The 20,566-nt window shown below is 62.3% G+C and carries 23 protein-coding genes; 19 read left to right on the forward strand and 4 right to left on the reverse strand.

The features are described 5' to 3' along the window. Nucleotides 1-99 precede the first annotated feature (99 nt). The 14 genes from VKS22_13805 (at nt 100) to VKS22_13870 (ending at nt 11,539) form a co-directional block, all read left to right on the forward strand. Complete coding sequence (locus tag VKS22_13805; protein ID HLW71683.1) at nt 100-342, forward strand: GlsB/YeaQ/YmgE family stress response membrane protein; 243 nt, start codon at nt 100-102, stop codon at nt 340-342. A gap of 11 nt (nt 343-353) precedes the next feature. After that, nucleotides 354-551: a Thivi_2564 family membrane protein gene (locus VKS22_13810; protein ID HLW71684.1), complete on the forward strand. Its 198-nt coding sequence runs from the start codon at nt 354-356 to the stop codon at nt 549-551. Nucleotides 552-592: 41 nt separating this feature from the next. Continuing rightward, nucleotides 593-1,366: a hypothetical protein gene (locus VKS22_13815; protein HLW71685.1), complete on the forward strand. Its 774-nt coding sequence runs from the start codon at nt 593-595 to the stop codon at nt 1,364-1,366. A gap of 25 nt (nt 1,367-1,391) precedes the next feature. Beyond that, nucleotides 1,392-2,495, forward strand: a complete 1,104-nt coding sequence (locus tag VKS22_13820) for an NAD-dependent epimerase/dehydratase family protein (GenBank protein ID HLW71686.1) — start codon at nt 1,392-1,394, stop codon at nt 2,493-2,495. Nucleotides 2,496-2,569: 74 nt separating this feature from the next. Further along, nucleotides 2,570-2,815 (forward strand): hypothetical protein, encoded by a 246-nt coding sequence (locus tag VKS22_13825; GenBank protein HLW71687.1) that lies wholly within the window; start codon nt 2,570-2,572, stop codon nt 2,813-2,815. Nucleotides 2,816-2,833: 18 nt separating this feature from the next. Next, entirely contained in the window at nt 2,834-3,118 is a 285-nt protein-coding gene (locus VKS22_13830; protein HLW71688.1) for a hypothetical protein, read from the forward strand. A 79-nt stretch (nt 3,119-3,197) separates the two neighbouring features. Next, complete coding sequence (locus VKS22_13835) at nt 3,198-4,619, forward strand: M20 family metallopeptidase (GenBank protein ID HLW71689.1); 1,422 nt, start codon at nt 3,198-3,200, stop codon at nt 4,617-4,619. Nucleotides 4,620-4,688: 69 nt separating this feature from the next. Then, on the forward strand, nt 4,689-5,822 hold the full coding sequence (locus tag VKS22_13840; protein HLW71690.1) for an amidohydrolase family protein: 1,134 nt from the start codon (nt 4,689-4,691) through the stop codon (nt 5,820-5,822). Between the two features lie 40 nt (nt 5,823-5,862). Beyond that, complete coding sequence (locus VKS22_13845; GenBank protein ID HLW71691.1) at nt 5,863-6,993, forward strand: amidohydrolase family protein; 1,131 nt, start codon at nt 5,863-5,865, stop codon at nt 6,991-6,993. Nucleotides 6,994-7,262: 269 nt separating this feature from the next. Then, complete coding sequence (locus tag VKS22_13850) at nt 7,263-8,336, forward strand: LLM class flavin-dependent oxidoreductase (GenBank protein HLW71692.1); 1,074 nt, start codon at nt 7,263-7,265, stop codon at nt 8,334-8,336. Next, nucleotides 8,333-9,517 (forward strand): CoA transferase, encoded by a 1,185-nt coding sequence (locus tag VKS22_13855; protein ID HLW71693.1) that lies wholly within the window; start codon nt 8,333-8,335, stop codon nt 9,515-9,517. Before VKS22_13850 ends, VKS22_13855 begins: the two co-directional genes overlap by 4 nt. Nucleotides 9,518-9,561: 44 nt before the next feature. Continuing rightward, complete coding sequence (locus VKS22_13860; GenBank protein ID HLW71694.1) at nt 9,562-10,245, forward strand: enoyl-CoA hydratase/isomerase family protein; 684 nt, start codon at nt 9,562-9,564, stop codon at nt 10,243-10,245. A gap of 20 nt (nt 10,246-10,265) precedes the next feature. Then, complete coding sequence (locus VKS22_13865) at nt 10,266-10,961, forward strand: enoyl-CoA hydratase/isomerase family protein (GenBank protein HLW71695.1); 696 nt, start codon at nt 10,266-10,268, stop codon at nt 10,959-10,961. A gap of 74 nt (nt 10,962-11,035) precedes the next feature. After that, complete coding sequence (locus VKS22_13870) at nt 11,036-11,539, forward strand: VOC family protein (GenBank protein HLW71696.1); 504 nt, start codon at nt 11,036-11,038, stop codon at nt 11,537-11,539. Nucleotides 11,540-11,762: 223 nt separating this feature from the next. Here VKS22_13870 and tcuA (VKS22_13875) read toward each other — a convergent pair whose 3' ends face one another. Further along, nucleotides 11,763-13,247, reverse strand: a complete 1,485-nt coding sequence (gene tcuA / locus VKS22_13875; GenBank protein ID HLW71697.1) for an FAD-dependent tricarballylate dehydrogenase TcuA — start codon at nt 13,245-13,247, stop codon at nt 11,763-11,765. A gap of 146 nt (nt 13,248-13,393) precedes the next feature. Between tcuA (VKS22_13875) and tcuA (VKS22_13880) the strand changes: the two genes are divergently transcribed. Next, nucleotides 13,394-14,866: an FAD-dependent tricarballylate dehydrogenase TcuA gene (gene tcuA / locus VKS22_13880; protein ID HLW71698.1), complete on the forward strand. Its 1,473-nt coding sequence runs from the start codon at nt 13,394-13,396 to the stop codon at nt 14,864-14,866. Nucleotides 14,867-14,955: 89 nt separating this feature from the next. Here the strand turns inward: tcuA (VKS22_13880) and VKS22_13885 are convergent, their stop codons facing one another. Both VKS22_13885 and VKS22_13890 read right to left on the reverse strand, forming a co-directional pair. Beyond that, complete coding sequence (locus VKS22_13885; GenBank protein HLW71699.1) at nt 14,956-15,711, reverse strand: hypothetical protein; 756 nt, start codon at nt 15,709-15,711, stop codon at nt 14,956-14,958. Between the two features lie 220 nt (nt 15,712-15,931). Beyond that, on the reverse strand, nt 15,932-16,381 hold the full coding sequence (locus tag VKS22_13890; protein HLW71700.1) for a pyridoxamine 5'-phosphate oxidase family protein: 450 nt from the start codon (nt 16,379-16,381) through the stop codon (nt 15,932-15,934). A 296-nt stretch (nt 16,382-16,677) separates the two neighbouring features. Here VKS22_13890 and VKS22_13895 point away from each other — a divergent pair, with 296 nt between their 5' ends. From VKS22_13895 to grxD, 4 genes are all read left to right on the forward strand, one after another. Beyond that, a complete protein-coding gene (locus VKS22_13895) occupies nt 16,678-17,115 on the forward strand; it encodes a hypothetical protein (protein ID HLW71701.1) in 438 nt (145 codons plus the stop codon). Next, complete coding sequence (locus VKS22_13900; protein HLW71702.1) at nt 17,043-18,557, forward strand: ATP-binding protein; 1,515 nt, start codon at nt 17,043-17,045, stop codon at nt 18,555-18,557. The genes VKS22_13895 and VKS22_13900 overlap by 73 nt, the downstream gene beginning before the upstream one ends. Nucleotides 18,558-18,710: 153 nt before the next feature. Continuing rightward, nucleotides 18,711-18,956: a BolA/IbaG family iron-sulfur metabolism protein gene (locus tag VKS22_13905; GenBank protein HLW71703.1), complete on the forward strand. Its 246-nt coding sequence runs from the start codon at nt 18,711-18,713 to the stop codon at nt 18,954-18,956. Nucleotides 18,957-18,965: 9 nt separating this feature from the next. Then, entirely contained in the window at nt 18,966-19,298 is a 333-nt protein-coding gene (gene grxD / locus VKS22_13910; GenBank protein HLW71704.1) for a Grx4 family monothiol glutaredoxin, read from the forward strand. Nucleotides 19,299-19,398: 100 nt separating this feature from the next. On the opposite strand, the gene VKS22_13915 is transcribed toward grxD, so the two are convergent. After that, nucleotides 19,399-19,824, reverse strand: a complete 426-nt coding sequence (locus VKS22_13915; protein HLW71705.1) for a DoxX family protein — start codon at nt 19,822-19,824, stop codon at nt 19,399-19,401. Nucleotides 19,825-20,566 lie beyond the last annotated feature (742 nt).

Genomic DNA, 20,566 nt, shown 5'->3' on the forward strand with positions numbered 1-20,566 from the left:
GCCGCGCTCCGCTAGCGTTGGGCGCGCGTATGCGCTTATGCTCGACGTGGCCGGCGGTTTCCGGATTAAAACCGGACGCCTGGCGAAGAGGAGGAGTGCATGTCGATCATTGGTTGGATAATTCTTGGACTCATCTCGGGCTTTATCGCGAGTAAAATCGTGAACAAGAGCGGCGAAGGGTTGGTGCGCGATATATTGTTAGGCGTGGTGGGCGCGCTGGTGGGCGGCTTTCTGTTCACCCATTTGGGCGCAGCCGGCGTCTCGGGCGTAAATCTATACAGTATGTTCGTCTCAGTGATCGGCGCGATCATCGTACTGGTGGCGTATCACGCTATCGTCTAGGAGATCGGACAGTGACGCTGATTAATATCGTAGTCGTGCTGCTTGTGATTGGCGTTTTGCTCTGGCTGATCAATACGTACGTGCCGATGGCGGGCGGCATCAAGACGCTGCTCAACCTGGTGGTTTTCCTGGTCGTCTTGATATGGCTGCTGCAATTATTCGGGCTGATCGGGAATATTCCAGGGGTTCACATTCCGCGCTTGATGTAAAAGTATCGGGCTGCGCGGACGAGTGCGGTGTGGAGGGATTTATGGCAATCCGACTTCGGCAAATCTGTTTGGTTGCAGCGCAGCTTGCGCCAACGCTCACCGACTTCAAGGAAATCTTCGGTCTTGAGGTTTGTTTTGTTGATCCGGCGGTCGCGGCGTTCGACCTCGAGAATTCGCTGATGGCGGTCGGCAGCAACTTCATCGAAGTAGTGGCGCCGATCAAGGAAAACACCGCCGCCGGCCGCTACCTCAAGCGGCGTAACGGCGATGGCGGCTACATGGTTATCTGCCAATGCGACTCGCATGAAACTCAGGCCGCGCGGAAAGCCCGCGCCGCGGCGATGAATATTCGCGTCGCCTGGGAGCATGAGTCGTCGAGCTTCCACGCCATGCAACTCCATCCGGCGGACACCGGCGGAGCATTCTTCGAGATCGATTGGGATAAGCGCAACCAGCCCGAGGGGCACTGGGAGCCCGCAGGCGGCGACGGCTGGAGCGCGTCGCGAAACAAACCTTTGGTCAGCCACTATACCGCGGTTGAGTTACAGTCGGCCGACCCGCGCGGACTGGCCGAGCGCTGGAGCAGTATCGTCGAGACGCCTTTGCACGAGGACGCTCGCGGCCGCTTCGAGCTCCCATTCGATAACGCTAGCGTGCGTTTTGTCGAGGCGCGCGATGGCCGGGGCGAAGGGCTCAGCGGGATCGATATTGTGACAAGCGATCGCAAGCACGTGATCGCGGCGGCAGAGCGCCGCGGATATCGCACCGCGGACGATCAGGTGACTATCTGCGGCACGCGTTTTTATCTGGCGTAATACTCAGGAAAGCATTGGAAAACTGATGAAAGCATTGATCGTAGGCGGCACCGGACCGACCGGTCCATTTCTGGCGCACGGACTGATCCAGCGGGGCTACAAGGTCACGATTTTCCATCGCGGCACGCACGAGATTCCGGAGATTCCGCCGGAGGTTAATCATCTGCACGGCGATCCGCATTTTCGCGAGACGATTGAGAGCGTGGTAGGAAATCGCACCTACGACGTGGTGATTGCGACGTACGGGCGGATTCGTTTCGTGGCGGAGGCTTTGGCAGGCAAGACCGCCTGCTTTATCGCGATCGGAGGGGTGCCGAGCTATCGCGGCTATTTCGAGCCGTCGGCGAATTTCCCCTCCGGCTTGCTGGTCGGCATGCCGGAAGACGCGCCGCTGGTCGCGAGCGAGCAGGAGCATCGTTTTTCGTGGCTGATCAAAAGCACCGAGGATGCGGTGCTGAAGGTTCATCCGAACGGCGTGGTCTATCGCTACCCGTATGTGTATGGGCCGTATCAACTGATCCCGCGCGAATGGTGCATCATCCGGCGGATTCTCGACGGGCGGCGCGAGATTCTGATTCCGGACGGCGGGCTCTCGCTGATGACGCACGGCTACGCGGAAAATCTGGCGCACGCGGTGCTGCTGGCGGTCGATCAGCCGAAAGTGGCGGCTGGGCAGATCTATAATTGCGGCGACGAACAGCAGCTCTCGTTGCGGCAGGTGGTCGAGGTGATCGCACGCGAGCTGGGGCGCGAGCTCGAGGTGGTCAGTATTCCGGATTCGTTCGGGACGTCGGCGCGTTCGATTTCGATCGGGGGCAGCGTGAACCATCGGGTGATGGATCTGTTCAAGATCAAGACGCAACTCGGCTATCGCGATCTGATTCCGGCGGTGCAGGCGATTGCGAAGACCTCGCAATGGTACGTCGCCAATCGGCCGGAGCGCGGCGGCGAGATCGAGCAGCGGCTGCAGGATCCATTCGATTACGCTGCGGAAGACAAGATCATCGCGATCCTGCGCGAAGCCGGGCGGCAAGCCGCGGCGGTCGCGACGCATACGATTGTGCCGACGCCCCATCCGTATCCCCATCCGAAAGAGCCGAACCTGGAACGCGATCATCGCAATCGCTGAGCGGCGGTCATCGGACGTTGGTCTTTGACAAGCAGTTGGTCACGAATCACAGCATCCGAGGGGAGGAAAGGAAGATGGCCCAAGTCAGTCTGATCCCGTTTCCGCAGGTTGCTCCCGAACTTCAGGAGATCATGAGGACTTACGACAAGGAATATGCGGGTTCGGAATTTGTCCGTGCATTCGCGCATGCCCCAGAGGTCTTCAAGTCCTTCGCAAGCTACTACTTTCCGCTCATCTTCGAGACCCGCGGTAGTCTCGATATGCGGTTGACCGAGATGGTGCGGCTCAAGGTGGCGGAGAAGAACGACTGCGCGCTTTGAATGAACGGGCGTGTCGCCTTGGCAAGGCGACAAGGGCTGACCGAAGAACAAATCGCGGAGTTGCGTAATTTTCGCGAGAGCAAGATTCTGACCGCGCCGGAGAAGGCCGCGGTCTGGTACGCGGAAGTGCTCGCTGGCGATCACACACAGGCATCCGAAGCGTTATTTGATGAATTGCGCCGACATTTCACGGAGACCGAGATTATCGACCTGGGATTTCGCATCACCGCGTTCGTTGGGTATGGGCGCCTGATCCGCGCGCTCGGACTGGAACGGGGAGGAGTCTGCCCGCTGCCGGGTTGATCTTGCCGTCGCAGTCGGGTCGGTTGTGGTGCACCTCGACCTGCTTTGCTCGGCGGGCCCAGCGCTGTAGATTTCCGACATGAACGCGAGCGTAATCGGCGACTACGTTGATCGGCTGTGGCGCGAATCGATCGTGCCGGAACTCATCGAGTACGTCCGGATTCCGAACAAGTCGCCGGCCTTCGACAAGGAGTGGCGCGAGCACGGCTACATGGATCAGGTGGTTGCGCGCTTTGAGGCGTGGGCGCGCGCGCAGCCGATCCGGCAGATGAAGTTCGAGATCGTGCGGACCGAGAAGCGCACGCCGCTGATTCTGATCGATATTGCGGGGGACGCGGCGGCGGACCCGGGCGACAGCGTGCTGCTGTATGGCCATCTGGACAAGCAGCCGGAGATGACCGGGTGGCGCGACGGCCTGGGGCCGTGGCAGCCGGCGCTCGAAGGCGATCGGCTCTACGGACGCGGCGCAGCGGATGACGGCTACGCGATGTTCGCCTGCCTGGGCGCGATCGGCGCGCTGCAGGCCGCGGCGATGCCTCATGCGCGTTGCGTGGTGATTATCGAAGCCTGCGAGGAGAGTGGGAGCTTCGACCTGCCGCATTATATCGGGGAGCTTGGCGAGCGGATCGGCCGGCCGAGTTTGGTCGTCGGGCTCGATTCGGGCTGCGGGAATTACGATCAGCTCTGGAGCACGACGTCGCTGCGCGGGCTGGCTGGCGGGACGCTCAAGGTCGAAGTGCTGACCGAAGGGATTCACTCAGGGGCGAGCGGGATCGTGCCCGACAGCTTCCGCATCGCGCGCCAGTTGCTCAACCGAATCGAGGATGAAAAGACCGGCCGCATACTGGTTGAGGAATATCACGTCGCGATTCCGCCGGCGCGGATCAAGGAAGCGGAGACGGCGGCGGTGATTCTCAAGGACTCGATCCGCGCGGAGTTTCCGTTCGTCGACGGGGCGCGGCCGGCGTCGGAGGACATCGCGGAGTTAATCCTGAATCGCGACTGGCGGCCGGCGCTGTCGATTATCGGCGCCGACGGGATTCCGCAGATCGGCAACGCGGGCAATGTTTTGCGGCCGTCGACGACGCTTCAGCTATCGCTGCGGATTCCGCCCGGATGCGACCCCAAGCAGGCGAACCGCAGTATGAAAGAGACCCTCGAAAAGGATCCGCCTTACGGCGCGAAGGTGAGTTTCAGCAGTAACTGGGGCGCCAGCGGATGGAATGCGCCGGCGCTCGCGCCGTGGCTGGAGAAGTCGCTCGAGGCGGGTTCACAGCGCTGGTTCGGCCGGCCGGCGGCCTACATGGGACTCGGTGGAACGATCCCATTCATGAGCATGTTGGGCGAAAAATTTCCCGAAGCGCAATTCCTGATCAGCGGCGTGCTCGGGCCGCACTCGAACGCGCACGGTCCCAACGAATTTCTGCACGTGCCCTATGCCCGCAAGCTGACCTGTTGCGTCGCCGAAGTGATCGCAGATCATTTCCGCCGAGCGCCCTGACCGCGCAAGCTGTACGGATAAGCGCCACTGTGGTTAGATCAGGCGAGAATTCAACGCACAGGATGCGAGGTGAACGTCTTGGACTATAACGTCATCGACGCCGACGGCCATATCTGCGAACCCCCCGATTTGTGGGAGCGCTATATCGAACCCAAGTATCGCGAAGGCTGCCCTAAGCTGATCACGCTGGCGGACGGCGAGGAGATCCTGCGGATTGAAGGCGATTACGCGATCTCGCTGAGCCGCGGCAAGCAGAAGGTAAGCTTCGGCGCGACCGGCGCCATCGGTGCGCGCGAGGGCAAGGTCAACCCGCGAATCCCGTACATCGAAGGGCGCAAGGGCGGCTTCGATCCGCACGCGCGCATCCCCGACATGGACGCGGAGGGGATCGATGCGGCGTTTCTCTACCCGAGCCTCGGGCTGTTCATGGGCGCGACGAAAGATCCGGAATTCTCGGCGGCGGTCTGCCGCGCCTACAATCGCTGGCTCGCGGACTACTGCAAACCCTATCCGGAGCGGCTGTTCGGTGCGGCGATGTTGCCGATGCAATCGGTCGAGGGCGCCGTCCAGGAGATGCGTTTCGCCGCAAAGGAACTGGGGTTCCGCGCCGGCTTCATCCGCCCGAATCCTTACAACGGCCGTGTGCTGCACGACCCCGAATACGATCCGCTATGGAACGAGGCGCAAGAGCTGGGTTTCTCGATTGGTATCCACGGCGGCTCTGAGAGCGGCCAACCGACGCTCGCGATGGATCGTTTCACGCGCGGCGGGGCCGTGCGCCACGTCGTCGCGCACACCTTCGAGATGATTGCGGCGGCGACCAGCCTGATCATGTGCGGCGTCTGCGATCGGTTTCCTAAAGTGAAGTTCGCTTTCCTGGAATCGGGCGGCGGCTGGATGGCGGGATGGCTCGATCGGATGGACCGGCACTACGACGACGTCGGCATGAACGACACGCATCTCTCGATGCGGCCGAGTGAATTGTTCCGCCGCCAATGCTTTATCTCGTTCGAGCCAGTCGAGGGCTCGCTCAAGCATCTGGCCGAGTATATCGGCTCGGAGAATATCCTGTGGGCGACCGATTATCCGCATCTTGACGGCTTCACCGATGCGCCCGGGATGATCAAGCGGATGGGGCTGGCGCCGGCGACCTTGCATAACGTCCTCGCGGTCGGGGCCAAGCGGTACTATAACCTGCAGTAGCTGGCGTCCTACATAATGTAGACAGAGGCGAGGAAGCAGAATGGATTACAAAGTTATCGACGCCGACGGCCACATCCTGGAGCCGCCGGATTTGTGGGAACAGTATATCGAGCCCAAGTTCCGCGACGTCTGCCCCAAAGTGCTGATGAGCGACGACGGCGGTGAGCTGCTGCGGATCGAAGGCGATCGCGCGATCGACCTCGGGCGCGGGAAGCGCACGGTCAAGCTCGGCGCGCTGGGTAACTTCGGCGCGCGCGCCGGCGGCACGATGAACTCGAAGCTGATGCCTTATCTTGAGGGCAAGCGCGGCGGTTTCGATCCGCACGCGCGGATTCCGGACATGGACGCCGAGGGGATCGACGCGGCGTTTCTCTACCCGAGCCTCGGGCTGTTCATGGGCGCGACCCAGGAGCCGGAGTTTTCCGCGGCGGTCTGCCGCGCCTACAACCGCTGGCTCGCGGACTACTGCAAGGCCTATCCGGAGCGGTTGTTCGGCGCGGCGATGATTCCGATGCAATCGATCGAGCACGCGGTGCAGGAGCTGCAATTCGCGGTCAAAGAGCTGAACTTTCGCGCGGGCTTTATCCGGCCGAATCCCTACAATGGCCGCACCCTGCACGATCGTGATTATGATCCGTTGTGGCAGGCGGCGCAGGAGGCCGATTTCTCGATCGGCATCCACAGCGGCTCGGAGAGCGGCCAGCCGACCATCGGGTTCGATCGGTTCACGCGCGGCTTCGCCGTGCGCCACCTGGTTGCGCATACGATGGAGATGATGGCGGCAGCCGCGAGCCTGATCATGTGCGGCGTCTGCGATCGTTTCCCTGGGCTGAGGATCGCGTTTCTCGAATCGGGCGGCGGTTGGATCGCCGGATGGCTCGATCGCATGGACCGCCATTTCGACGATATCGGGATGAACGACACCGGACTATCGATGCGGCCCAGCGAACTGTTCCGCCGGCAGTGCTTCATCTCATTCGAGCCGGTCGAAGGCTCTCTCAAGCATCTGGCCGAGTACATCGGTTCGGACAATATCTTGTGGGCGACGGACTATCCGCACGCCGACGGCTTCCCCGACGCGCCCAACATGATCAAGCGGATGGGGCTCAAGCCCGAGACGCTCGCGAACGTGCTGGGTGGCGGCGCGAAGCGCTACTACAACTTGCACTGACCGCAGGGAATGGCGCATCAGGCGGACAGTCTCACGAGGGCTGCCCGTTTTTGCTTCGAGAGAGCTTGGGATCCGGGGTCCTTATCTTGGCCGCGCCTCGCGGATTCGGCCACCCACTGAGGCGCGGCTAAAATAAGAGATGCTCCACGCGGGGCGGACTTCGCAGTTCGCCCGGCGGTTTTTTGTGCACCTGACATAGCGCCGCTTGACATCGGCGTCGCGACGCGGAATGAAGGTCCATCACTGCGCAAGCAGCATGGAGTATCCCGATGGAATTTGCGCTTTCTTATCCGGCTCGCCCGGACGCCTGGAAGGACCTCGTAGTCGCCGAGGATCACGGCTTCACGCAATGCTGGTTCTACGATTCGCAGATGATCTACAGCGACGTGTACGTCTGCATGGCGCTGGCGGCCGAGCGCACGAAACGGATCAAACTCGCGACCGGCGTGGCGATTCCGTCGAACCGGATCGAGCCGGTGACAGCGCATTCGATCGCGACCATCAATCTGCTGGCGCCGGGCCGCACGGTGCTCGGGATCGGCAGCGGCTTCACCGGGCGCAATACGATGGGGTTGCCGCCGGTGCGGCTCGAACGGATTCGCGAGTACGTCGCGATGGTGCGCAAGCTGCTGCGCGGCGAAGAGGTGATCTATCACGAGGGCAAGCGCGAGCAGCCGATTCGGTTCCTCCATCAGGACCACGGCTATATCAATCTGAAGGATCCGATTCCGATTCATCTCGCTGCGGACGGGCCGAAGGCGCTCGAGTTGACCGGTGAGATCGCAGACGGCTGGTTGACCGTGCTGTCGGATGCGGAGCGCTTCAAACAAAAATATGAGTCAGTCAAGCGCGGAGCGCAGCGCGCGGGCCGTTCATTCGATCATCTGCCAAACGCGATTTTGACTTCGGGCTGCGTGCTGCGCGACGGGGAAAAGGCCGATTCGCCGCGCGTGGTGGAGCGGATGGGGCCGTTCGCGATGGTCTTTCTGCATGCGCTGTGGGAGGCGTCGGCGGTCGCGAGCGGCCTGCAGGGGCCGCTGCTCAAGCTCTGGGAGCGCTATCGCGATGAGCATATTCCGACGATGAAGACGCCGGCGTCCAAGCGCTACCTCGAAATGCACGAGGGCCATCTCATCTATATGCGGCCCGGCGAGGAAAAATTCGCCAATGCGGATTTGCTCGGGACGATGACGCTGACGGGACGCGGCGAGGAGCTGCGGGCGAGGGTCAAGGCGCTCGAAGCGGCGGGCGTCAAGCAGATCGCGATCCAGGTGGTGCCGCCCTTCGGACGCGAGATGATCGAGGATTTCAGCCGCGAAGTGATCGCCAAGTACCGCGCGTGAGCAGGCCGCTCGAAGGACTGCGGGTTATCGAGGTTGCGCAGATTTACGCGGGGCCCTACTGCGGCCTCCAGCTTGCGCATTTCGGCGCCGAGGTGATCAAGATCGAGCCGCCGGGCGAGGGCGAATTTCTGCGGATGCGTCCGCCGAATGCGCACGGCGCCAACGCGGGTTTCCTGATGCTCAACCCGGGTAAGAAGTCGGTGACGCTGAATCTCAAAGCGCCGCGCGGACGCGAACTGCTGCTCCGTCTGCTCGCCGGCGCGGATGTGCTCGTCGAGAACTACGCGGCAGGCGTCCTTGAGCGGCTGGGCTTCAGCTACGACGATCTGGCGGCGCGGTTTCCGCGGCTGATCTATGCGTCGTGCAAGGGCTACGGCGCCGACAGCCGCTGGGCGAACCTTGGTGCGATGGACTTCACCGTGCAGGCAGCGTCGGGGATCATCGATATGACCGGATACGCCGATCGGCCGGGCGTCCGCGCGACGGCGGCGCTGATCGATACCAGCGCGGGGATGCATCTGGTGGCCGGCATCATGGCCGCGCTGATTGAGCGCGGACGCAGCAGCCGCGGCCGCAAGGTCGAAGTCGCGATGCTCGATGTCTGCGTACCGGCGGTCAACGGCATGATCGCCAGCGCGCTCGATGGGAATCCGCTGCCGCGCCTGGCGAATCGGCATCCGAGCGCGTGCCCGTCGAATACCTACGCGGCCGCGGACGGCGAAATCCTGATCTACTGCCTGACCGAAGATCATTGGCGGCGCTTTGCCCGCCTGATGGACCGCGCGGATCTGCTCGATGAACCGCGCTACTGTGACCACCAGGGGCGCTACCAGATTATCGACGAAGTCGATGAGCTCGTCGGCGCCTGGGTGGCGCCGCGCAAACGTGACGAGCTGGTCGATCTTCTGATCGAGCACGGTATCCCGTGCGCGCCGGTCCGGACGATCACCGAGGTCGCGACCGATGAAGAACTCAAGTTGCGCGGTCTTTTGCGCATCGGCGAGTTTGCCGGTCACGGCGAAGTCAATGTGCTCGGGTCGGCGATCAAGCTGTCGGGTGAGGCCGGGGCAAGCGACAAACTGAGAGTGCCGGCGCTCGGCGAAGATACCGACGACATTCTGACGGAGCTGGGAGTGGCGCGGGTGGAGATCCTCGAACTGCGGCGGGACGGCGTGATTTGAAACGCTGCGCCGGCGCGGCGCAAGGCGGATTCGGGAGGCCCAAGATGAACGAGTATTTCAAGCTGGAAAAGCAGGACGGTGTCGCGACCCTGACTTTTGATCGCGACGAGAAGCGCAACCCGCTGAATGAGCACAGTATTGCAGAGCTCGAAGCTAACCTTATCGCGGTGCGCAGCGATGCCGACGTGCGCGCACTGTTGATTACCGGCACGGGGCGCGCCTTTTGCGCCGGCGCGGACATCTCGCGGCTCAAGGGCGTCAGTGATCCGGCGGAGCGCCATCGGCTGTTCAGCACAGCCTCGCCGCGGGCGCGGCAGGTTTTGCGCCGCACCTTGGCGATGCTGAAGGATATCGAGCTGCCGACGGTCTCGGCGGTCAACGGATTCGCGGTCGGCGGCGGATGGTTTCTCGCGCTCGCGTGCGATCTGCGGATCGCCGTCGAGGGTGCCGAATTCTGGCTGCCGGAGGTCGATCTGGGCGCGCCCGGACCGCGCGGACCCGAGCAATGGATGGCGGCTCACGTCGGCGCCGCGCGCGCCAAGGAGATCACCTTTACCTGCCGTCACTTCAAGGCTGACGAGCTTTATCAATGGGGACTGTTGAATCGCGTGGTCAAGCGCGAAGAGCTGATGCCGGTCGCGCTTGAGCTGGCGCGCAGTCTGGCGGCGAAAAACCACGCGGCGATTGTGCAGGCGAAGGCGCAGATCAATGGATTCTTCCTGGAGTAACTCTGGTCGAGGTAATCGCGATGCCGGATAATTTTCGCTTCGAACAGGACGGGCCGGTCACGGTCATCACCTTCAATCGTCCCGAGCGGCGCAACTGCCTGAATCTCGAAGTGCTGGGCGAGTTGGAGGATTTGATTTTTCGCGTGCGCGCGAATCGTGAGACTCGGGTGATGATCGTCACCGGCACGGGCGCAGCTTTTTCGGCCGGCGCCGATATGTCGAGCTTCAAAGGGATTACTGACCCGGCCGAGCGTGTGCGCCAGTTCGCCTCGCGCAGCGGACAAGCGCCGCGAGTGATCGGGCGTATTTTCGACACCATCCTGCGGCTCGACTGCATGACGATCGGCGCGGTCAACGGCTATGCAGTCGGCGGGGGATGGGCGTTAGCGGCGGGGCTGGATTTCCTGATCGCGGCGGAAGGCGCGCAATTCTGGGTGCCCGAAGTGGAACTTGGCGTGCCCTTCAGGGGCGGCCCCGCAGAAGTATTGGCGAAACGACTGGGACCGTGGCGCGCCAAGGAGGCGATGATTCTCTGTCGCCGCTACACGGCGTCCGAACTGTTGACGATGGGTCTGGTCAACGAAGTCACGCCGGCGGCGGAGTTGATGAACGCGACCCGCCGTCTCGCCGAGCGGCTGTTGGCGCTGCCGGAGAAGGCCGTCTACCGCACCAAGCATGCCATCGACGGAGTTTTCGTCGGCCCCCGGCTGTACTGATTAGTATCGACAAAATCCCGTCGTGGGAGTAAGAATCCACAACGCAGTGATGCACCTCTGCGGGAGGTAATCCAATGATCAAACCTGATCGAATCGGCCACGTCGTGATCAAAGTTCGCGACATCGAGCGGTCGAAGAAGTTCTACACCGAGGTCCTGGGCCTACAGCAGATGATGGAGCTGCCGCAGCTCAAGATGGCGTTTTTCGCCAGCAACGGCCGCGACCATCATGAGATTGCCTGCGTTGAAGTCGGGGCGGACGCCATGGGCAATCAGCCCAATCAGATCGGCCTGGTGCATATCGCCTTTCGGCTGCGCGACGAAGCTCATCTGCAGGCCGCCTACAAGGAACTCAAGGCGAATGACGCGACGATCAACTTCACGGTTGACCACGGGATCACGCGAAGCATCTATTTCCGCGATCCCGACGGCAACCAGCTCGAAGTTTATCGCGACGCTACGCCAGAAGAACTCGCGCGCAACAAGAGCAACAAGTACCTGGGGATGGACAAGCTCGACTTCGCGCCCGAAGAGCGCGGTATCGCGGAGGCTTTCGCCGCCCGCGAAGTGATGAGCTAAACACTAGCGGAGCGCGGTTGCCGAGCGGAGCGAGCAGGCGAGTCTGCGAGCTGCGTCAAAATTCTTGATCAGCGGAGCGCGGTTGCCGGCCCCTAGGGAAGCGAAGCGAAACGAGCAAACGAGTGCGCGAGGTGCGTTCAGATAGCGTCCGATCAGGCGAGTCTTTATCTTGGCCGCGCGTCGCAGACTCCGCCGCCCCCCGGAGCTGCGTCAAAATTCTTGATCAGCGTAGCGCGGCGCGGCCAGCCGCGGTTCCGGCGAGCCGGCCGAATACGGAGCCGGACATCAATCCGGTCCCGCCTGGATAGTTAAAGTAGAAGAGGCCGCCGACGAGTTCGCCCGCGGCGTACAGCCCGCGAATCGGGACGCCGTCGGTATTGATCACCGCGCCGTCTTCATCAATCCGCAGGCCGCCGAAGGTGAAGGTGATGCCGCAGGTGACGGCGTAAGCCTCGAAAGGCGGCGTGTCGAGCGTATTCGCCCAGTTGCTTTTTTCGAGCGTGAGGCCGCGCGTGCAGCGTCCGTCCTTGATGTTCGGATTGAACGGAACCTCCGTGCGCACCGCGGAATTATAGGCTCCGACCTCGGCGAGAAATCCTGGACCGTCGACGTCTTCGAGTTTGCGTGCGAGCGCCTCGAGGGTTTCCGCGCTGACCCGGGTCACCCGTTTGAGCCGGTATTCGTCGCGCAGCAGATGGGTCACCTTATGATCGAAAATCTGCCAGGCGAACTGGGCGGGCTGCTCGAGGATCGCGCGGCCGTATTTCGCGTAGGTGTAGTTGCGGAAGTCCGCGCCCTCATCGACGAAGCGTCGCCCCAGCGCATTCACCATGATGCCGAAGGGATAGCTGTGCTTCTGAAAGCCGTCGCCGACGCTGAGATCGCCAAACTCCGGCGCGTTGCGATCCCAGCCCACGGCATGGCATCCGGACCAGTTGCCGGCCGGCATCGCCGCGGCCGCGAGCGCCATCGCGATACCGTCGCCGGTGTTGAAACGGGTGCCACGCACTTTCGCGAGGTCCCAGCCCGGGCCGAGATAGCGCGTGCGCCACTCAGCGTTGGCCTCGAAGCCGCCGGAAGCGAGGACGACGGCGCGCGCGTCAAGCACGGCCGCGCGGCCTTGCATGCGTATAGCGACGCCACGGACGCCGTTATCGGAGATCATCAGCTCGCGCGCGCGGCTGGCGTAAAGCACTGCGATTCCGGCGCGGGCCGCGATCGCGTAAAGCGAATCAACCAGTCCGGGGCCACCGCCCCAAGCCTCGACCGTCAGGCCGCCCCAGAACTTGAAACGCCCATCGACCTTGAAGGCCTGCCGTCCATAAATCGGGACAAAACGGATTCCGCGCGCGCGCATCCAGAGCATCGTGTCGAAGCTCTGCGTTACTAAGGTCTCCGCGAGTTGCGGGTCGGTCCGATACTGCGTGACGCGACAGAGATCGTCGTAGAACTGATCCTGTGGATAGGCGCCGAAGTCGGTCTGAGATTTTTCCTCGTCGCTCAGATCCGGCATCAGGCGCGTCAAGTCCTCGACACCGTTGTATGCGACCCGCATCGCGCCCGCGGTGAAGCGCGAGTTGCCGCCGCGCTCGGCCTCCGGCGCAGCCTCCAGGATCAGAACCGAAGCGCCACTCTCGCGCGCCGCGAGCGCTGCGCACAGTGCCGCGTTGCCGCCGCCCACTACGATCACGTCATACGCGGTCGTCATGAATCCAAAGTTCCATCCTGCACGCCGAGCGGTCAAGCCGGTGTATCAAACGCGCGTAGAGCATTTTTGTCGCGTTGTGGTTGTGCGATATTTGATGCGGCGTCAGCGCGATATTCTGAGTCGCGCGCGACGCGCTCGGAGGGTGCGTGGCAGCTTATGATGTGATCGTGGTTGGCGCCGGTAACGCCGCGCTCTCGGCAGCGGTCGCAGCGTGCGAAGCGGGCGCTGCGAAGGTGCTCGTGCTCGAGAAGGCTGCAGAGGAGTTGCGCGGGGGCAATACCTATTACAGCGGCGGCCTGCTGCGCATCGCTTTCAACCAGGCCGCCGAGATTCTCCGCCTGGCGCCGCAGGCAGATGAGTTGCCGGGCTTCATCGAGGGGCTCGAAGCTTATCCACAGGAGGCTTTCTGGGCCGACCTGCGCCGTATGACCAGCGATCGGACTGATCCCGAGCTCGCGGAAACCCTCATTTCGCAATCCTACCCGACCGCCTTGTGGATGGCGGAAAACGGCATCCGTTTTGAGCCCGCCATCTCGCTCGGCGCGGTGCGGGTTGGCGGCGCGATCAAATGGCCGAAAGGCGCAATTCTGCGCGCCGCGAATGAAGGCGTCGGGCTGTCACGGATGTGGTTTGCGCGCGCCGGAAAAAGCGGCATCGAAGTCCGCTATCGGAGCGGCGCGATCCGGTTGATGCTCGACAGCCGCGGCCGCGTCTGCGGCGTGGTCATCCGGGATCCCGCCGGACTTCAGGAAGTTGCCGCGCGCGCCGTCGTGCTGGGATGCGGCGGCTTCGAGGCGAACATGGCGTGGCGCGCGCAATACCTCGGCCGCCCGTGGGATCATGCGAAGGTGCGCGGCACCCCGCACAATCAGGGTGACGGCTTGCGGATGGCGCTGGAGATCGGTGCGATGCCGTGGGGACAGTGGAGCGGATGCCACGCGACGCCGATCAATGCCGCGGCACCCGCCTTCGGCGATCGTCAGCTCACCGACAAGACCAACCGCCTATCGTATCTGTATGGTGTGATGATCAATCGTGACGGCCTACGCTTCGTCGATGAGGGCGAAGATCAGGCGCTGTTCACCTACGCCAAATTCGGCGGAGCGATTCTGAATCAGCCCGGCGGCGTGGCCTGGCAAATCTTCGACGCCAGAGTGACCGCGCTGCTCGAACCCCGCTATGCGACCAGCGAGCCGATCGTCGCGGAGCGGCTGGAGGATCTGATCGCTAAGCTGGACGTCGATCAGGCGACCGCGCTCCGGACACTCAACGAATTCAACGCTGCCGCTGGCCGTGGTCGTTTTAATCCGGGCGAGCACGACGGCATGGCGACGCGCGAATTATCGCTGCCCAAATCCAACTGGGCGCAAAAGCTCGAGACGCCGCCGTTTTGCGCCTATCCGGTCACGGGCGGCATCACTTTTTCGTTCGGCGGGTTGAAGATCAACGACCGCGCGCAAGTGATCGCGACCAACTGGGAGCCGATCGCTGGACTGTACGCCTGTGGCGAGATGGTCGGGGGCCTGTTTCACAACAACTATCCGGGTGGTTCGGGACTGATGTCGGGCGCGGTCTTTGGCCGGATCGCCGGGACGTCGGCGGCGCGCGATCAAAGGTAACAAACTCCGCGATTATTTCTCTCCGCGGGATATTCCCTGGCGACGGCCGCGTTTACGCCGGACTGAGTACCCTCGAACAGATCGGGACGTCAGGCAGCGCCGGCGCGGCTCGGCTTTAGCGAGCGCACCGCTTCGGCGTCGCCCTCCTCGTGCAGCCTTATGCGGGCATCCTTGATCATGTAATAGCCCATCGAAGCCGTCCACATAAAATAGGTTCCGAACAGTGTCCAGAACGAGATGAGGCCGTTCCACGCCAGCGGACCCGTCTTGAAGAACGGCATCGCGGTAAGTGGAATAAAGCTGAGGCCCGTGAATATCGCCCAACCGCTTACCCAACGCGGAAAGACCGGACGCGCACTCTGGTCTGCTAGCCCGACCAGACCGGCGGCGATCGCCTGCAGCGAAGTTACCGCATAGGTGATGTTGAACAGGATGAAACCCAGGTCGTTGAGAGTACGAATCGTGTTCGGATCCATATCCGGGCGGAAAGCCGCAGTGGCCCAGATCGCCGGACAGAACATCAGAACCCAGGCGGTCAGTATGCCGCCGCTGAGTTGAATGATCGTCAGAACCGGGCTCGAGCCCTCGATCCGCCGCATGACGACGGTGAGCTGAGCGGTCCACGGAATCCACAGCACCGCTATCAGCGCGGCCATGCTGTTGCCGAAAAGGATCGAGTTATGATGGAGCGCAAAGTAGCCGGCAAATTCCGGCCCGGTCAGGTTCGGCGAAGCCGGCGGCAGATTGTGTCCGAAGACACCCCAGAAGATCGTAAAAAGAGCCTCGAACAGAAAACCACTCGAGGCGGCGATCAACTGATATTTGAGATTCTGCTTCGTCGTCATTTCCACTAGCTCTCCCGCGGTTTATGGAACTCGGCGCCCAAAGAGTTTCTCCAAATGATTTCGCGCCATTGGAGGCAATCGCCTCTGTTGAGTGGAGCAATACTCCAACAAGACAAAAAAGCAAGTCCCGTCGGGAGAAAGTTTTCTCGCTCTGAATCTGTACGCAGCTCGCGGACTCGCCTGCTCGCTTCGCGCGGCAACCGCGCTCCACTAGTGTTTCTCAGTATTTACCGCCGAGTTTGGCGTGGTCCCAACTCGAGATTTTTTGCGGCACGATCTTGAGCAGGACGCGTTTCGGCGCGCTGCCGGAGGCGGCTCGCGGCGCGGCGCCGCCAGGCTGCTCGCCGGCCAGTTCGCGCATCGTGCGGGCGACGACCTCCGCATCTTCGATCAGCTCGCACATCCCGCGGATCATTACGCCGCGCAGCTCGGCGTAAGACTGCCCGCTCTCGACCATAACTGCGACCTTCGGATTGCGGCGGATATTAAGGACTTTCTGCGCCTTGCCGTAGGAGGTCATATAGATGAAGCCATCTTTAGCGAGATAGTTCATCGCGACCACGTGCGGAAAGCCGTCATTGCCGATCGTCGCGAGCGCGGCCTTGCGCGGCTGCCGGAGAAACTCGCTCTGCTCATCCGCGGTCAATTGGATCTGTTGTCGTCGGTTCATTTCGTGACCTTTTTCAACTACGCGACTGAAAAGGATCGCCGCCACCTGAATGGCGAGGGTGGTTAAGTCTGTCGGCCATCTTCCGTCTGTTTCGCGCCGATTTCAAACTCGCTGCGCCTCTCGCGGGCCAGCCCAAGTGACCAACAATGCGACAGCGCGTGGTTGAAATCGGGATGACCTGCGTCGCTGCGTGTCGCTAGAGCTGCTTCGCGGGAGGGCATCATTCTTGCGGTGCGCTACCGGGTACGGGCGAGTCTTTCCGCCGCGTAACTCGAGTTGCCGGAGCGGTGATCGGAATGACCGAATCCCAGAGTGTCGGATGCGCTTTCGCCGATGACGGCCGCGTGGACGAGCAGCTTGCCGCGGAGATCTGTCTCCTGCGCGCCGAGCGGGTGCGTCTGAGCGCGGAGCTTGAGCAGGCGCAGGGCTTCCAGCGCATTTTCGACGCCTGCACCACCGCGATCAGCGTCCACATCTTCCCCGAGCTGACCTATCGAGAAGTTAACCGCGTGATGAGTGTGGTCAGCGGTTACAGCCACGCCGAGATGATCGGCCAAACACCTCAAGCACTGGGCATTTGGACGCAAACCGAACAAATCGGTCATTTTGTCCGCGGACTCAACGAAAAGGTTACGTCCATAGTTTGGAAACCTCCTTCTGTGTGCGCGGGAGGACGGTCCCGGCGCTGGTTTCGGGCGAGCTGGTCGAGCTGGATGGGCGCCGCTGTGTGGTGATCAATAGCCAGGTAATCAAGCGGTTGAAGCGGACCGAGCAGGAGCTGATCGCGGCGCGCGAGGCGGCGCTCGCCGCCTCCAAGGCCAAGTCGCAGTTCCTGTCGAGCATGTCGCATGAAATTCGCACCCCGATGAACGCCGTGCTGGGGATGTCGGACCTGTTGGGGGAAACCGCGCTCGACCCCAAACAGCGCCGCTATTTGGATATCGTGTGTAACAATGGCGCGGCCCTGCTCGACTTGATCGATGACATTCTCGATCTGGCCAAGGTCGAGAGCGGCCAACTGATGCTCGAACGCGTGAGCTTCGATCTGCACGATGTGATCAACCGGGTAGTCGATACGATGGCGCTGCGGGCCAACCAGAAGCAGATCGAACTGGCGGCACGCGTCGCGCCCGGCGTCCCGGCGCAGGTGCTCGGCGATCCGCTGCGGCTGCGCCAGATCCTGATCAATCTGCTCGGCAACGCGATCAAGTTCACCGCGCGCGGCGAGATTGTCCTGACGCTCGAACCAGCGCCGCACCGCGCCAACCGGCAGCCGGTGGGAGCAAACGCCGTCGTGCTGCAGTTTTCCGTCGCCGATACCGGGATCGGGATCGCCGCCGACCAGATCGAGTCGATATTCAGCCCCTTTACACAGGCGGATTCGTCCACCACGCGGAAGTTTGGCGGCACCGGGCTCGGCCTCGCGATCGTGCAACGGCTGGTCGGATTGCACCGCGGCGAGATCAAAGTAGTGAGCGAGCCTGGATGCGGCAGCACCTTCAGCTTCACCGCCGAGTTCGGGCGGCCGCCAGTCGCACGCGATTTGCTGGAGGCGGTAGGGCAAGTGTTGGGCGGGACCAGCGTCAACGCCAACGACGAGGATCGCGAAGTCGCGGTTAGCGCCGGCGCCGGCACTGCCGTCGCCGGGATGAAGCCGCTGCGCATCCTGCTGGCCGACGACTCGCCGGACAACCGTCTGCTGATTGCCGCATACCTGGAGAAGACCCAGTTTCATCTCGACGAAGTCGCAGATGGCGTCGCCGCGGTCGAGAAGTTCCAGCAGAATCACTACGATCTGGTCCTGATGGATATTCAGATGCCGAAGCTGGACGGTTATGCGGCGACGCGCGCGATCCGCGAGCTCGAGCGGCGTGCGACCTGCTGCCGGCAAGGGCCGATCCCTATAATCGCCCTGACAGCGTCCGCCGTGGGCGAGGCGATCGACGACGCATTTGAGGCGGGCTGCGACTTGCACGTCGCCAAGCCGGTCAAGAAGCTGACGTTGCTGACAGCGATCCGTCAGGTGATGCTGAAGAAATCCGCGCAAGCGGCGCGTCAGCCACCAGCTACGTTGGACGAGAAGCTCAGCTCGGCGGCTACGTCGATTCTCGAGATTGTAAGCGAGCGCAGCGCTCAGAGCCCGCGTCGAACAACCCTTAAGGCCTTGCTTGCGTGAGATTAGAGGTTGTCGAGTGGGGGTTCGAGAGTCGCGCCATTGATCGATATTAGCGGGCGGTGCTCGTTGTCCATCCGCCTCGTAGATTCCGGGTCGACCGCGGGAAGAGGCGGGTGGCATTGATTGGGCCGCCTGCGCTAAGATAGCCCGACTATGGACGCGGCTGAAGTTAAGCGAATGATCGAGGGCGGGCTGCCCGGCGCGCTGGTTGAAGTTCAGGACACAACCGGCGGCGGCGATCATTTTCAGGCGCTTGTGGTAAGCGCGCAGTTCGAGGGGCGCGGCCTGGTCGAACGTCATCAATTGGTCTATGGAGCGCTGGGCGAAGCGATGCGCGAGCGGGTTCATGCCCTTGCGCTGAAAACCCTCACTCCTGCGCAACATCAAAATCGGAGGTAGCGACGCGATATGTCGAATGCAATCGAGCGGATTCAGTCGGCGCTCAATGAAAACAAGATCTGCCTGTTCATGAAAGGGAACCGGAACTTCCCACAATGCGGATTTTCCGCGGCGACGGTGGCGGTGCTCGATCAGCTTGGCGTGCCCTATGGCACCGTCGACGTGCTGAGCGATCCGGAGTTGCGCGATCAGATCAAGGTCCACAGCAACTGGCCGACGATTCCCCAGCTCTACATTGAGGGCAAGTTCGTCGGCGGCTGTGATATCGTGCGCGAACTGTACGAGAACGGCGAACTCCAAAGCCTGATTAAGCCGGCTGCCGGCGCCGCCGCGTCGAAGTAAGCTTTTCCCTCCCCTCACAAGTGAAAGCGCCGGACGCTTATGAGCGCGTCCGGCGCTTATTCCGGCCCCGGCCTCACCGCGGCCGAACGCTCACTTCCCTTTATTTATCGCCGTCGATGCTGTAACCCCCAGGACCCATGCTGGCGACCAGCAGCAGTCCGCCCATCATCGAGAGATTCTTCATCATCATGATCATGTTGATCAGCGCTTCCATCGCTTTGCCCTGCGCGGAGGCGTCGCGGTAGGGGATGAAGTGGAAAAGAATCGTCACCGGGATCAACCAGAGAAAAATTGCGAGAGCGGCGAGGCGGGCCTTGAAGCCAACTACAACTAATAGCCCGCAACCCAGTTCAACCGCGATGCTCAGCAGCAGCCCGGGATAGACCAGGCTGTGCGGAATCCCCGCACTTGCCATATAGCCGGCGGTTCCGGTAAGCCCGGTGACCTTCGAGAGCCCGGACATCACGAAGATCAGCGCGAGCATCACCCGCCCGATTAGCGAACCAAGGTCGCGAGAGCCCTCCATCGTCTACCTCCAGCGGAGCACGGAAAGAAGCTCCAGTTGCGGCGCGGGCGGGAAATGCGTCGGCCCTGACGCGCCTGCGAATTCTGCTTATGGTCGAGCCGCCGAGCACGGGTAGGAATACGCCAGTCGAGTCTGGATTTGCAAGGTGAAACTGCCGAATTTGACTGTTGTCACGGGCGTGCAATCAGGCTATATAGGTCGATACAGTGGGATAAATGCGCTGGAGAGCGTCAACCTGAATCAATAGGACGCGAGGGACTGCCAAAGGGGGGCCGTCCGATGTGCGGTCCGACGACGAAAAAGAGTTCTGCTCAGAAGCGCCGGCGCACCTTCGCTCTCGCGCTCGCGCTGCTATGCACTGCGACGATCGGAATCGCGTCGCGCGCGTGGGCGGATAGCGAGTGTGTTCCTTACTCTTTCAGTGGAGGAAGCGACGGTGGAACGCCGTATGCGGACCTGCTGATCGACGCCAATGGTGCGTTGTACGGGACAACCTCGGAAGGCGGCGCCGCGAACTGCCCGCCGATGACCGGATGTGGGACAGTCTTCGAATTGACGCCACCGACGAGTTTCGGTGGGAGCTGGAAACGAGACCGTGCTGTACGCCTTTGCGGGTGGGAGCGGCGGGAGTACCTGTTCGGCGGTGCTGCTGAGACGGTGCTTTCGCTGGTTGATCGGGAGCCGTCGGTGCCGAAGGCCAGAGCAGTTTGCTCGCGGTCGTCACCGCGAACGCGACGTGCAG

It is taken from the genome of Candidatus Binataceae bacterium (assembly GCA_035308025.1).
Classification (GTDB): Bacteria; Desulfobacterota; Binatia; order Binatales; family Binataceae; genus JAJPHI01.